Source organism: Streptomyces sp. NPDC020958 (assembly GCF_055562175.1).
The window spans coordinates 146,103-159,348 of the sequence record NZ_JBVHFU010000007.1 but is presented as its reverse complement, the minus strand read 5'-3'; the positions used below and the strand labels follow the sequence as shown (position 1 = coordinate 159,348).

Here is a 13,246-nt window from a genome sequence, read left to right as displayed (position 1 = left end):
GCCGAGGACCCCGCATGCCGCACGCCGAACACCGCACGACCGACTTCTTCGCCGAAGGCGCCCTGCCCGCACCCCGGACGACGCCCGCCGAGGCCGAGCGCATAGCCGCCCGGTACCTCGGCATCACCGCGGCCGCGGAGGAACTGGGCAGCCAGCAGGATGCCAACTTCCTGCTGCGCGCCGAGGACGGGACGGTCCCGGCGATCCTGAAGATCGCCAACCCGGCCTTCGGCGCTGTGGAGATCGAGGCCCAGGACATGGCGGCCGACCTGATCGCCGCGGCCCATCCGGAACTGCGCGTCGCGACCGTCCTGCGCCGTGAGGACGGCTCCCCGCGCTGTGCGGTGGTGGACACCGGCAACGGCCCGGCGGTCGCCCGGCTGCTGCGCTACCTGCCCGGTGGTCCGCTGTCGGGACGCCGGCACCTGTCCCCGGGCACGGTGGCGGCCATGGGCACGATCGCCGGGAAGGCCGGCACCGTCCTGCGCGACTTCCGGCACCCGGGCCTGGAGCGCGTCCTCCAGTGGGACCTGCGGTACGCCGACCGGGTCGTCGCCAGGCTCGCCGGGCACGTCGGCGAACCCGACCGGCGCGCCGCCGTGCTGACCGCGACCGCCCAGGCCTGGGCCCGAGTGCAGGCGCTCGCGTCCGAGCTGCCGTTGCAGGCGGTGCACCTGGACCTCACCGACGACAACATGATCCGCCGCCCCGACAGCCGCCCGCCCGTGCCCGACGGCATCATCGACTTCGGTGACCTGACCACGAGCTGGGCGGTCGGCGAACTCGCCGTGTCACTCTCCTCGATGCTCCACCACGACGGCATCGAGCCCCATGCCGTGCTGCCCGCCGTCCGCGCCTTCCACGCGGTCCGGCCGCTCTCCCCGCAGGAGGCGGAGGCGCTGTGGCCGCTGGTCGTCCTGCGCGCCGCCGCCCTGGTCGTCAGCGGACGCCACCAGACCGCTGTCGACGGGGACAACGCGTACGCCGAGGCGGCGATCGAGCGCGAGTGGCGCATATTCGAACAGGCCACGCTCCCGCCCCTGTCGGTGATGACCCACCTCGTCAAGGACGCGGTCGGCCTCGGCGGCGTGCGGGCCGCGGCCGAGGCACCCGCGCACTGCCTGCTGCGCGGTCTCGCGGCCGCGGACATCACCACCCTCGACCTGTCCACCGGCGCCGACTCCATGGACCACGGGGCCTGGCTCGAAGCCGGCGTCGAGGACCGGCTGGCGGCCCGCGCGCTCGCGGACGGCGCGGTCGCCGTCACCACCCGGTACGCCGAGGCACGGCTCACCCGGACGCCGGCCCTCTCGGCCGTCTCCCGAGCCACGGTGCCCACCGGCATCGACCTGTGGCTCGGCCGGGACGCCGTGGTGCAGGCCCCCCTCGCGGGGCAGGTCCTCGCCGCCGGGCCCGGCCGGGTGGAGCTCACCCATGGCTCGCACGTGCTGACGCTGTCCCTTCCCCGAGCGGTCCGGCCCGCTGTCGCCCCCGGCGCGGTGGTCGAGGCGGGGGAGGAGGTCGCCCGTGTCCCCTCCGGATCCTCGCTCCACGTCGCGCTGCGCACGGCCGACAGCCCCGCCGTCCCCGACCTGGTCCGCCCCGAGTACGCGGCCGGCTGGCTCCCGCTCACCGCAGATCCCGCCCCGCTCCTCGGGCTCCCGGCCACCAGCCGTACGCAGGACGGGGACCTGCTCGACCGGCGCGAGGCCGTGTTCGCGACCGTGCAGGGGCACTACTACGCCGACCCGCCCCGCATCGAGCGGGGCTGGCGGCACCATCTCCTGTCCACCGAGGGCCGTGCGTACCTCGACATCGTGAACAACGTCACCCCGCTGGGCCACGCCCATCCCCGCGTCGAGCGCGCGGTCTCCCGGCAACTGCGGCGCCTCAACACCAACTCGCGCTTCCACTACGCCTCGGTGGTGGAGTTCACCGAACGCCTCGCCGCCCTGCTGCCGGCGCCACTGGACACGGTGTTCCTGGTCAACTCCGGTTCCGAGGCGGTGGATCTGGGTCTGCGGCTGGCCATCGGCGCCTCGGGCCAGCACGACGTCGTCGCGTTGCGCGAGGCGTACCACGGCTGGACCTACGCATCCGACGCGGTCTCCACCTCACTCCAGGACAACCCGAACGCCCTCACCACCCGCCCGAGTTGGGTGCACACCGTGGACTCGCCCAACTCCTACCGCGGTCGGCACCGGGGGGCGGACGCCGTGCGGTACGGGCCCGAGGCCGTCGCGGTGATCGACGCACTGGCCGCCTCCGGCCGCCCGGCGGGAGCGTTCGTCGGGGAGACCTTCTACGGAAACGCCGGGGGAGTGGCCCTGCCCGACGGCTATCTCGCCCAGGTGTACGCGGCGGTCCGCCGTCACGGTGGCCTGGCCGTCGCCGACGAGGTCCAGGTCGGGTACGGCCGCCTGGGGCACTGGTACTGGGGCTTCGAGCAACAGCGGGTGGTCCCCGATGTCGTCTGCGTGGCCAAGGCGATGGGCAACGGCCACCCCCTCGGCGCCGTCATCACGTCGAAGGCGGTCGCGGACCGGTACCGGGACCAGGGCTACTTCTTCTCCTCGACCGGGGGCAGCCCGGTCTCCAGTGTCGTGGGCCTCACCGTCCTCGACGTCATGCGGGACGAGGACCTCCAGGGGAACGCCGTGCGCGTGGGCGGTCATCTGAAGCGCCGCCTGGAAGCACTGGCCGACCGCTACGACGTCGTCGGCGCCGTGCACGGCTCGGGTCTCTACCTCGGCCTCGAGCTCGTCCGGGACCGCGTCGGCCTGGAGCCCGCCACGGAGGAGACCGCCGAACTGTGCGACCGCATGCTCGACCTCGGGGTGGTCGTCCAGCCCACCGGGGACCATCTCAACATCCTCAAGATCAAGCCGCCGCTCTGCATCGACCTCGTCGCGGCCGACTTCTTCGTCGACATGCTGGACCACGCCCTCGCCGATCTCGCGCACTGCTGACGCAGTCGCCCTTCAGGGTGCACAGGGAGCGTCGAGGGGCATACGGACCGGGCCGCCGGGAAGACGAGGAAGGGCCCGCAGCACCCGTACGACGCTCCCCCCACACGCATTGGCGACTCATGGCAGCCTTTTTCACGCTTTCCCGGACGCGCCCGCTCACGCTCCTGTCCGCCACCGATCTCGCGGTCGAGAACGAGCGGCTGGAAGCCGAGTGCGGACAGCTCCAGCGGGCCGTCACCTCGCACGCCACCATCGACCAGGCCATCGGCGTCGTCATGGTCCTGGGCAGGTTCCCTCCGGAGGAAGCCTGGAAGGTCCTGCGAGACGTCTCCCAGCGCACCAACACGAAACTCAGCACGATCGCCCAGCACATCCTCGCCTTCGCCCAGGGCGGCGACCTCCCCCCACCGGAACGGAGCGAACTGCGCCGGGCCCTCGGTCGCCATCGGGATGCGTGCGAGGTGCTCCGGCCTTCGGGCCGGGAGTGCAGCGAACCTCGTGGTGGTGACGCGGAGCGTCGCGGTGTCGTTCCGGCGGCGCCGGGCGGCGCCGGAGGCCGGTGACAGCTCGCGCACCTCGAGACGCCGAGTTCGTCGTCCCGGGCCCGGATCAGCTCGTCCGCTGCCTGTCCGTCCTCGGTGAAGCCCGTCATCAGCTGCGGAATGCCGTAGGGGAAGTCGTCGCGGTCGTACTGCCACGTGTGGGACGTCTTCCCGCACGTGGTCACCAGGTCCTCGAAAGAGGCGTGTTCGGCCATGTCGGGGATGCCGGGCGCGGTGAGGATGCCGGACTTCACCTCGTAGTGGTGGCTGTGCCTCAACCGCTTCTCGTCCTCCGGCAAGCCGCGGAAGCGTGGCCTCCACCTGACGGCCCATGGCGTCGGCGTACATGTGGAAGCCGTTGAGACACGTGCTCATCGCCTCCCTGCGGAAACCTCCGCTGCACGGCGCCGGCCGCCAGGTCGAGCGCCCGGTGCTTGAGCGGGTGTCCCTTGCCGACCTTGCTGACGGTGGCCACCTTGCGGCCGAACAGGAGACCGGCTGCGGCCGTCAGGCCCGCCGCGGCACCGATGCCGACGGTGGCGGCCGTTCCCCGCCCGGACCCGCGCGAGCCTGCCACCGAACCCGGCCCCGGAGCTCGTCAGTCCGCCGGGCTCAGCTCGGTGTGCACCAGATTCACCAGGTCGACGGCCTCGGGGGTCCGGGAGTCCCGAGGGACCCGGTAGTAGCCGCCCAGAGTGGCGATCACATCGATGCAGGAGTCGTCGTACTCGTGGCCGTCGCCCTGCCACCACCAGACCGTGTCCCGGATCTCGTCCTTCGACGGGCGCCCGGACAGGACGATGTCCCGGCCCTGGACCTTCCCCGTGATCCTGGCGGAGTTCGCGTCCGCTGCCATGTGCCAGGTCTCCCTTCCCTCACGGCTGCGGATACCCGCCGGACGAGGGCTCAGTCGGCCCGCCCGCCGACCGGGATGCCGAGCCGGTCGGCCACCGTGGTCAGGGCCGCTCCCAGCGGAAGGGCGACCCGGGTGAGGGCGTGCGGGTCGCCCCGGGTGGGGTCCCGGTTGACGATCAGCACCGGCTTGCCCTCCTGCGCCGCCTGACGGACGAACCGCAGCCCCGACATCACCGTCAGCGACGAGCCGAGGACCAGCAGTGAGGTGGCCTCGCGGACCAGGCGCCGGCAGTGCTCGACGCGCTGCGGCGGCACCGCCTCGCCGAAGAACACCACGTCCGGCTTGAGGACGCCCCCGCAGCCGGCGCACGGCACGACGCGGAAGTCCCCGACCTGAGCGTCGGTGAGGTCGGCGTCACCGTCCGGATTGACCCCCGCGGCCACCGGGTCGAAGCCCGGGTTCTCGGTCTCCAGCCGCCGGGCGAGCTCGCGGCGCGGACTGAAGGCGCGGCAGGAGAGGCAGACGACCCGGTCCAGGCTGCCGTGCAGCTCCACGACGTCCTCGCTGCCGGCGGCCTGGTGCAGACCGTCGACGTTCTGGGTGATCACACCCGAGAGACGGGCGTCCCGGGCGAAGGCGGCCACCGCCAGGTGCCCCGCGTTCGGGCGGGCCCGCCCGAAGGTGCGCCACCCCAGGTGGCTGCGCGCCCAGTACCGGCGGCGCGCCTGGGCGCTCCCGGTGAAGTCCTGGTAGGTCATCGGGGTGTGCCGGCTCAGGCTCCCGCCCTCGCCCCGGTAGTCGGGAATCCCCGACTCCGTGGAGATGCCCGCCCCGCTGAGCACCAGCACCCCGCCGGCGCTCAGGGCGTCGACGACGGGCCGGGGATCGGTGGTGCCCGGCGGCAGCTCCGCGGCGGGGGTCCAGCTCAGGGTGGGGCGCATGCGCATGCCGCCAGGGTAAGGAATCGGCGGCACTCCGCGGCGGGCACGGCCCCGAGATCTGGTTCCAAGGCGCCGGTCGCGTGGGCTTCAGCCTGGCGGCGTCGGCCGCGTAGTACCGGACACCGTGCCGACGCTCGTGGCCTTCCCCGGTGGCCGTCTCATGCCGCCAGGGTCGAGTTCTTCTGCCTGGTGGCGTCGCGGTCCGCGCGGTAGCGCTGCAGGAGCGCGTCCGCGGCGGGCAGCGCCTGTTCGACGGTGCGGGCTCCGGTCAGCGCGCACAAGGTGTAGGTGGCGTCTTCGAGTGCCCTGCTGGTGCGACCGGTCGGACGAACATCGTGCTCGATACGGGCCTGGGCGAACTTGGCCAGTACGGCGCGCAGTTCCTTCTCCGCCGGAAGGATCATGGGGGGTTCCTTTCACACAGGCACAGCTCGCAAGGCACCGGGGCGCCACCGCGAAGAACGGGTTCGATCGACGGCCTTCCGCTGCCTGCGGCACCGGGGGACGTCGAGCAAGTGATCAAGTGCCCCGCCCTGCGGGATCTACGCAGACCCTCGCCGTCCGGCCGCGGTGCCCCGCCGACGCGCCGTTCCTCCGAGATCGAATCAGCGCCACGGGTGCCGGTGGTCGTACCCGCTTCTCAGATGTGGATGAGAAAGGTCGGTGTGAGACTGGCAGGGAAGGGGTGATCTCCGTGCCCGACCCATCGCACGCCGGGGCCGATTCCGCCCCGGCCCCGGACGAGAGCCGACTGGAACGGCTGATCATCGAGGCACAGACGGCCCTGCCGGTCGAACTGCCCGCCCTGGCCGACAGGTGCGCAGCGGCTCTCGGCCTGGGCACCGCGCTGATCTACCTCGCCGACCTGCAGCAACGGCTCCTCGTCCCACTCGACGAGGCCCTGGTGTCGCTGCCGGTGGAGGGGTCGACGGCCGGCTGGGCGTACCGGACGATCTCCTCACGGGTGGCCGACGCGGGTGACGGCCTGGTCGTCTGGATACCGCTGGTCGACGGCGCGGAGCGGCTGGGCGTGCTGGGTGTGCGCACCGCCTCGCTGGACGGACTGCTGATGCGCCGCGCGCGGATGCTGGCCCACCTGCTGGCCATGCTGATCACCTCCAAGCGTGCCTACAGCGACTGGCTCGCCGCCCGCACCCGTACCGCACCCATGCGGCTGCCCACCGAGATGCTGCGGGCCTTCCTGCCGCCGCGCACCATCGGCACCACCAGGTGCGTCTCGACCGCGGTCCTCGAACCGGCGTACGACATCGCAGGCGACGCTTTCGACCACTCGGTGATCAAGCACATCCTGAACACGATGATCCTCGACGGCATGGGCCACGATCTGACCGCCGGCCTCACCACGTCGGTCGCCATGGCCGCGGCCCGCAACACGCGCCGCGGCGGGGGCGACCTGGCCGACGTCGTCGGCTCCGTCGACCGGGCGGTCGCCCAGTGGCTGCCCGACCATTTCTGCACGGGTGTGCTGTGCCGGCTCGACACGAAGACCGGGGTGCTGCAGTGGGTGAACTGCGGCCACCCCCCACCGCTGCTGATCCGTGACGAGCGCGTGCTCGCCGGAGCGCTGGACAGCGCTCCGCAGCCGCCGCTCGGCCTCGCCGGCCCACTCGCCCCGGCAGCCCGGCGGGTCCAGGAGACGAAACTGGAACCGGGTGACTGCGTCCTGCTGTACACCGACGGTGTCGTGGAGGCGCGGGACGCCGACGGCGCCGAGTTCGGTCTCGACCGGTTCACCGACTTCATCATCCGTTCCAAAGCCGCCGGTCAGCGTCCGGCCGAGGTGCTGCGGCTGCTCGTCCACGCCATCCTCGACTACCAGCGCAACCAGTTCCGGGACGACGCGACGATCCTGCTCTTCGAATGGCGCCCGCAGGGCGGCAACGTGGTATCGCGTTGACACGCGGTCGCGGCTCGACAGCCGGTACGAGTCGAGCGCCGGCTTCAACGCGATCTCTCCGAGCCATACTTGACCTGCGGGGAGCATCCCGTGACGGTAAGTGTCGGCGGGAGAGGGAGCTTTCGGTGAGCGGCGGCAGCAGCGAGGGGATCAAGAAGGCCGAGGTGCGGCTCAAGTGGGATCCGAGTCCCTTGCGTCAGTCGCCTCACCACCTCGACATCATCGCCACGACGTACTCGGCGGACGCGCCCTACGGGCGTCCCGTGTACGTCGTTCACTACGACAGCCGTTCACCGGACGGCACCATCAACATGAGCCGGCACAGCCGGACCGGCCTGGGCCTCGGCTACGTCGAGGCGATGACCCTCGAACTCGACCGCCTCGCGCCCTCGTTCGCACGGGTCGTCGTGGGAGTCGTGATTCACCAGGACAGTGGCCCCAAGACCTTCGGTGACCTGACGAACACCGGAGTCCTGGTCGTGCACGGGTACGTGGAGCTGCTGAAGGACGACTTCGCCCAGCTCGCCGGGTCCACGGCCGGCACCGTCGCGGAGTTCGTCAGGGACGCTTCGGGAGCATGGGAGTTCCACAGCATGATCCGGGGGTTCGACAGCGACCCGGTGACCTTCACCGGGGAAATGGGCGCTGCGCCGCAGCCCTGACCGAGCTGCTCTCCTCGTGCGGCCGGGCCGCGTGGTGGACCCCCGGGTCGGCGGTGGAGCGGCTCGGGTCGGCGGCACGCGTGATGGCGGACTCGACGGCGGAGACGGCGGCCGCAGCTGCCGCTCCCTGGGGCACCCGGCGGGCCGTGTTGCCGATCGGTATGCGGCCGAGGGCAGTGCGGAGAGCGGTGTCTGCGTCCCGGCGACGGCATCGCTGCGGAGCCTCACCCCGCGGTGGCGGAGGGGTGGGCGTGGGCGGCCTGGAGGAGTTTCGCGGCGCCGCGGACCGCGGCGGTGTGCGCGTGGAGCCGCTCGGTGAGGGAACCGGTGATGTCGGCCCGCAGTACGTCCCCGCCGACGAGAAGGACGCCCTGCCGGAGGGCCTGGCGCCACGGGAAGTACACGAATCCCGCCGCGACCATCGCTGCGATCGACACGGCCAGCGCGACCGCAAGGTGCTTGTGACGCACCGGGGTTCCCGACGCCCAGACGAGCGATTGCTGATAGCGCAGGTAACGGCTGTCCCAGTTGTTCGCCACGAACTGGTAGTTGCCGGTCCTGCCGGAGCCGTGCGGCGCAGACGCTATGGACACAGATGTGTCGGCCGTCCTAGATTCGTCCTGTGCGAGGTCGGCCAGGGGGAGCGGCGCTCATCGTCACGTAGCTGGGGGAGCATGAGATTCGGCTTACTGGGGCCGTTGCACGCCCAGATCGCCGGACGCGCGGTCCCGCTGAACGGGCCACGGCAGGCCAAGATGCTGGCAGCACTCCTGATCGACGCCAACAACACCGTGGCCATGGAACGGCTCGTCGCCGTGATGTGGGACAGGAACGCGCCCGCCACCGCGGTCCGTCAGGTCCAGGACGCCGTCTCCGGACTGCGCCGCAACCTCGGGGCCTGTGGAGCGCCCGCCTCCCTGATCAGCACCCGGCGCGGCGGCTACGAGATCCACCTGGACCAGGACCAGCTCGACCTGCTGGAGTTCGAGCACGAGCGTCACGTCTGCGAACAGCACACGGCCCCGGTCGAGAAGGCAGCCGCGCTGCGGCGGGCGCTCGCCTGCTGGCGCGGAAACGCCCTGGTCGACACGCCGAGCCAAGCCCTGGAGATCGATGCGGCGCGGCTGAACGAGCGACGCGCCGCCACGCAACGACAGTGCCTGGCCATCGAACTCGACCTGGGGCGTCATCGAGAGGTCATCGACGAACTGGCCGCCCTGCTCCGGGAGCACCCCTACGACGAGCAGGCCGCCGAACACCTGATGGTCGCCCTCTACCGGTGCCGACGACAAGGCGAGGCGCTGCAGGTGTACGAGCGCCTGCGCCGGACCCTGGCCGACGAACTCGGCGTCGACCCGGCCGCCCCGCTGCGGGAGCTGCACCAGCGCATCCTGACCGCTGATCCCGACCTGACGGCCACGATCCCCGCGCAGGTGCCCTCGCCCACCGCACCGCAGAGCCCCGCCCCGACGGTCACCGGGCCGGCGATGGCGCTGCCGGTGCGGCAACTGCCCCACGACGTACCCGACTTCGTGGGCCGTAGGGACGCGCTGGCGGAGATCGCCGGGTTGCTCGGCGGACCGGCGCCGAACCGGGCCCCGGTGGTCGTCGTCGTGGGCGGTCCCGGTGTCGGCAAGTCCTGCCTGGTGACGCATGCCGCGCGGCTGGCCGGCGCCGGCTTCCCGGACGGCCAGCTCTACCTCGACCTCGCGGCGACATCGGACCAGCCGCGGGACCCGGGCCTGATGCTGGCCGAAGCACTGCGTGCGCTCTCGATCACCGGCAGCGCGATACCGAACGGACTCTCCGAGCGAGCCGCGCTCTACCGGTCGCTGCTGGTGGACCGCCGCATGCTGGTGGTGCTGGACGATGCCGGCCACGCCGATCAGGTGCTGCCGTTGCTGCCCGGCGCCGAGGGCTGCGCGGTGCTGATCACCAGCCGCACCCTGCTGACCCAGCTTCCCGGTGCCCGCCACATCGACCTGGACGTGCTGAGCCGGGCGGAGGCACGGGAGTTGTTCACCGGAATCGTCGGCCGGCGGCGGGTCGAGCGGGAACCGGAGGAGGCCGACGCGATCCTCGACTGCTGCGGCAACCTGCCGCTGGCCATCCGGATCGCCAGCGGCAAGCTGACGGGCCGCCCCGCCTGGTCGCTGCGGGTACTGCGGGAACGCATCGAGGACGAGTCACGACGGCTGGCCGAGCTGAGGATCGGGGACCTCAGCGTACGCGCCAGCGTCGAGCTGAGCCTACGGCTGCTGCCGGCCGACGCGGTGCGCGCGCTGAGCCTCCTCGGTCTCCTCGGCCCCTCCACCCTGCCCGGCTGGGTGGTCGGCCCGTTGTTGGACCGCCCGGACGGCGACGAGGTGCTGGACACGCTCGTCGACGCCAGCCTGGTGCGGCTGACCGCCACCGATGCCCTCGGTGAGCCGCGCTACCGGCTGCACGACCTGATCAGGACCTGTGCCGTCGAGATCGCCGCCTCGCTGCCCGCGGAGGACAAGCGGGACGCGATCATCCGGGTGCTGTCCGTCTGGCTCGACTTGGTCGGGCGCGGCACCGATCGGCTGCCGCCGGCCGGGGTGCTGGCGGCAGCGCCGGGTACGGCACCGCGCCGGTCGCTGCCCGACGCGGTCGCCGGCCGGTTCACGGCCGACCCGCTCGGCTGGTTCGACGCGGAACGCGACAACCTCCTCGGCGCGGTGAAACTGGCCGTGGACTGGGGCCAGGACGAGCTGGCCTGGGAGCTGGCGGCCGGCGCGGCGACCTACTACGACCACCGGTGTCTCTACCAGGACTGGCAGCACGGGCACCGGCTCGCGCTCGAAGCGGTCGAGGCCGCGGGCAACGTGCACGGCGCATCGGTGCTGCTGCGCGGTCTCGGCCAGCTGTACATCTACCAGGACGAGTTCGATCGGGCCACCCGGGCCCTGGAGTCGTCCCTCGGGCTGTGCCAGGACGGTGGGGACAAACGCGGCGAGGCGCTGTCGGTCGCCATGCTCGCCACGGTCAGCCGGGTGCAGGGGCGGGACGACGAAGCCCTCGAACGCGTCGAGCACGCGCTGGCCATCGCGATCGGTGCGGGCGACCGGGTCGTCGAAGCGCAACTGTCCTGCTCCATGGGCGTCATGAAGCTCATGCAGGGCAAACTCGACGAGGCGCAGTCATGGTTCGACGGGGCCCTCGGCCAGGCCCGGGCGCTGGGCGACGACCACCGCGTGGCCGTGGTGCTGCGCCGGTACAGCCGGCTGCACGACCGGCGTGGTGATCCCGACGAGGCGCTGCGCTGTCTGGGGCAGGCGCTGACCACCTTCGAGGAACTGGCCGACGAGCGGTGCGCCGCGTACACGCTGCTGGAAGTCGGCCGCGTGTACGCGGGTCGGTACGACCGGGACCGGGCGAGCCCGGCGCTGGTGCGCGCGGCGGCCCTGTTCCACCGGCACGGCGACCGCCAGGACGAGGCCACCTGCTGGCAGCTGATCGGCGACCTCGACGCCGCCGCGGGCGCCCACCACCTCGCGCACCAGCACCGCGGTCGGGCGCAGCGGCTGTGGAACACGATCGGCGACCTCAACGCGACGAAGACGCCCGCACGACCGTCGTCGCCGTGAGGGCACCCGCCCGCTCACCGCAGGTCGCGCAGCCGCAGAAGGTACGCCGCGGTCAGCGCCACGGCACGGTCCCCGTCGTGCGACAGCTCCACCAAGGCACGTGACGCCGTGCTTCCGGGGATGTCCGCCAGCGCCTGGGTCAGCCGGCCGCGCGCGGCCGCGTCGGTGGTTGCGTGGGCGAGGCGGTCCACCAGGCCGGCCGCGATCTGGTCCGTCGTCACCGCGTCGATCGCCAGCATGCCCAGCGCGTCGGCCGCGTCCGTGTCGTTGCGCCCCGCCACGATCATGTCGATGAGCGTGGGTACCGCGTCGAACACGCCGCGTGTCCCGAGCGCCAGAGCCGCGTGTCCGCGGACCGTCACCTCGGGGTCCGCCAGGGCGTCGCGCAGCCGCGCGGTCGTCTCGTCACCGGGGATCTCGGCGAGAGACCGGACCGCGCGTTCCCGTACTGCGATCACCGGTGAGCCGAGGCCCCTCGCGAGCAGTGCCGGACCGGCGGCCTCGCCGGATCGCGCCAGCGCCCAGCGAAGGGCACCGGCGACGTTGGGCTCCGTCTCGCCGAGCACCGCCTCGACCAGGGCCCCCACCGGCGCCGGAACCTCGTCGGCGCAGGACAGTGCCGCGCGCTGGCGCACTCCCGCGCTCTGCGCCCCGAGCGCCTGGAGGAGCGCGACGGTCTGGAGGACGTCCTCCCAGCCCGCGGGCTCCGCGGCGTCGATGCGGCGGAGCCACGTGAGCAGCTCGGTCTCGGCCGTGATGCGGTCGCGCGCCTGCCGGATGAGGTCCGCGACGAGCGCCGCAGGCGTGAACCCGGGATCGTCGAGCGCCCGCCCGATCTCACGCAGTGACAGGCCCAGCGACCGCAGACTCTCGACGTGGAAGATCCGCCGGATGTCGTCGCCGGAGTACTCCCGGTAACCAGAGCCCGTACGGCCCGACGGCCGCACCAGACCCAGCGATTCGTAGTGCCGGAGCATGCGCGCACTGACCCCGGACCGTCGCGACATCTCACCGATCAACACAGGTGACATCATCCGCCCTGGGGCGCCCCGGTGAGAGCCACGATCCGCTTGGCCTCCTCGATCGCCGCCGCGAAGCCGGTGTCCGGGTCACGCAACAGCCGTCGCGTGGCGAGGGCGTGCGCCCGCACGCGCGGGTCGGAGCTCGCCGTCGCGTCCCGCAGAGCCGGCGCGATCACGCCGCCCAGGGCGACCAGCGCCTGACTGAGACTCAGCTGCGTCTCCTGCCCGCCGCGCCCGAGCTGCGTCGCCAGCACCGTGGCCAGGCCGGGTTCCTCGCCGTCCGGTACGAGGACGACCGCGGCCCGCCAGGCGCTCCTCGCCACCTCGTCGTCGGCGTCCGCCGACAGCGCCGGCGTGATCGCCGGCCAGACCTGCCGGTCCCCGATCTTGGACAGCGTGTGCAGCGCCTGGCTGCGTGCCTGGGCACGCTCCGAGCGGACCTCGCGGAGCAGCTCGGGGAGCGTCAGGGACACCGGGTGCGGGTCAGTGCCCAGGTGAGCATGTCACGGACGAAGAAGTCGGACTCGACCGCGCAGCGCTCGACCAGCGTGCGGACGAAGCACGGGTCGGGCGCCGAACCGGCCGCCAGAGCGGCCTGCAAGCGCACGGACGACCGACTGTCCTCCAGTGCCCGGAGCACTCGTGTCGCATCCGTGTCCTGTCTCGTCATGGCCATCGGGACCACCTCCTGGGGAGGCAGTGAAGACCTTGTCACCGTGTCAAGG

Annotated in this window: 10 protein-coding genes and 2 pseudogenes; 5 read left to right on the top strand and 7 right to left on the bottom strand. The window is 72.4% G+C overall.

Annotated elements, in window-relative coordinates:
* The first annotated feature begins 14 nt into the window (after window positions 1–14).
* Entirely contained in the window at window positions 15–2,969 is a 2,955-nt protein-coding gene (locus ACZ3KP_RS22195; protein ID WP_467501388.1) for an aminotransferase, read from the top strand.
* A gap of 119 nt (window positions 2,970–3,088) precedes the next feature.
* A complete protein-coding gene (locus ACZ3KP_RS22190) occupies window positions 3,089–3,532 on the top strand; it encodes an ANTAR domain-containing protein (RefSeq protein ID WP_467501387.1) in 444 nt (147 codons plus the stop codon).
* Between the two features lie 71 nt (window positions 3,533–3,603).
* Here the strand turns inward: ACZ3KP_RS22190 and ACZ3KP_RS22185 are convergent.
* The 4 genes and pseudogenes from ACZ3KP_RS22185 to ACZ3KP_RS22170 form a co-directional block, all read right to left on the bottom strand.
* Window positions 3,604–3,765: pseudogene (locus ACZ3KP_RS22185) on the bottom strand (DUF1264 domain-containing protein); the annotation flags it as partial.
* A 344-nt stretch (window positions 3,766–4,109) separates the two neighbouring features.
* Window positions 4,110–4,367: a hypothetical protein gene (locus ACZ3KP_RS22180; RefSeq protein ID WP_467501386.1), complete on the bottom strand. Its 258-nt coding sequence runs from the start codon at window positions 4,365–4,367 to the stop codon at window positions 4,110–4,112.
* 50 nt (window positions 4,368–4,417) lie between these two features.
* Window positions 4,418–5,314 (bottom strand): NAD-dependent protein deacetylase, encoded by an 897-nt coding sequence (locus tag ACZ3KP_RS22175; protein WP_467501385.1) that lies wholly within the window; start codon window positions 5,312–5,314, stop codon window positions 4,418–4,420.
* A gap of 152 nt (window positions 5,315–5,466) precedes the next feature.
* Window positions 5,467–5,712, bottom strand: coding sequence for a DUF5133 domain-containing protein (locus ACZ3KP_RS22170; RefSeq protein WP_467501384.1), 246 nt, complete (start codon window positions 5,710–5,712; stop codon window positions 5,467–5,469).
* A 290-nt stretch (window positions 5,713–6,002) separates the two neighbouring features.
* On the opposite strand from ACZ3KP_RS22170, the gene ACZ3KP_RS22165 reads away from it, so the two are divergent.
* Entirely contained in the window at window positions 6,003–7,226 is a 1,224-nt protein-coding gene (locus ACZ3KP_RS22165; protein WP_467501383.1) for a PP2C family protein-serine/threonine phosphatase, read from the top strand.
* Between the two features lie 125 nt (window positions 7,227–7,351).
* Entirely contained in the window at window positions 7,352–7,888 is a 537-nt protein-coding gene (locus ACZ3KP_RS22160) for a TerD family protein (RefSeq protein ID WP_467501382.1), read from the top strand.
* Window positions 7,889–8,112: 224 nt separating this feature from the next.
* Here ACZ3KP_RS22160 and ACZ3KP_RS22155 read toward each other — a convergent pair whose 3' ends face one another.
* A complete protein-coding gene (locus ACZ3KP_RS22155; RefSeq protein WP_467501543.1) occupies window positions 8,113–8,481 on the bottom strand; it encodes a hypothetical protein in 369 nt (122 codons plus the stop codon).
* A gap of 81 nt (window positions 8,482–8,562) precedes the next feature.
* Between ACZ3KP_RS22155 and ACZ3KP_RS22150 the strand changes: the two genes are divergently transcribed.
* The gene (locus ACZ3KP_RS22150; protein WP_467501381.1) at window positions 8,563–11,499 is read left to right on the top strand and encodes an AfsR/SARP family transcriptional regulator; all 2,937 of its coding nucleotides are present in this window, start codon (window positions 8,563–8,565) and stop codon (window positions 11,497–11,499) included.
* 14 nt (window positions 11,500–11,513) lie between these two features.
* On the opposite strand, the gene ACZ3KP_RS22145 is transcribed toward ACZ3KP_RS22150, so the two are convergent.
* Complete coding sequence (locus tag ACZ3KP_RS22145; RefSeq protein WP_467501380.1) at window positions 11,514–12,521, bottom strand: MerR family transcriptional regulator; 1,008 nt, start codon at window positions 12,519–12,521, stop codon at window positions 11,514–11,516.
* A gap of 8 nt (window positions 12,522–12,529) precedes the next feature.
* A pseudogene (locus ACZ3KP_RS22140) lies at window positions 12,530–13,197 on the bottom strand (HEAT repeat domain-containing protein).
* Between the last annotated feature and the right edge of the window lie 49 nt (window positions 13,198–13,246).

What these genes read in the sequence shown, in the direction of transcription:
- ACZ3KP_RS22170 (WP_467501384.1), bottom strand. Translation starts at nt 5,712, where the DNA reads ATGATCCTTCCGGCGGAGAAGGAACTGCGCGCCGTACTGGCCAAGTTC.
- ACZ3KP_RS22175 (WP_467501385.1), bottom strand. Translation starts at nt 5,314, where the DNA reads ATGCGCATGCGCCCCACCCTGAGCTGGACCCCCGCCGCGGAGCTGCCG.
- ACZ3KP_RS22195 (WP_467501388.1), top strand. Translation starts at nt 15, where the DNA reads ATGCCGCACGCCGAACACCGCACGACCGACTTCTTCGCCGAAGGCGCC.
- ACZ3KP_RS22150 (WP_467501381.1), top strand. Translation starts at nt 8,563, where the DNA reads ATGAGATTCGGCTTACTGGGGCCGTTGCACGCCCAGATCGCCGGACGC.
- ACZ3KP_RS22190 (WP_467501387.1), top strand. Translation starts at nt 3,089, where the DNA reads ATGGCAGCCTTTTTCACGCTTTCCCGGACGCGCCCGCTCACGCTCCTG.
- ACZ3KP_RS22180 (WP_467501386.1), bottom strand. Translation starts at nt 4,367, where the DNA reads ATGGCAGCGGACGCGAACTCCGCCAGGATCACGGGGAAGGTCCAGGGC.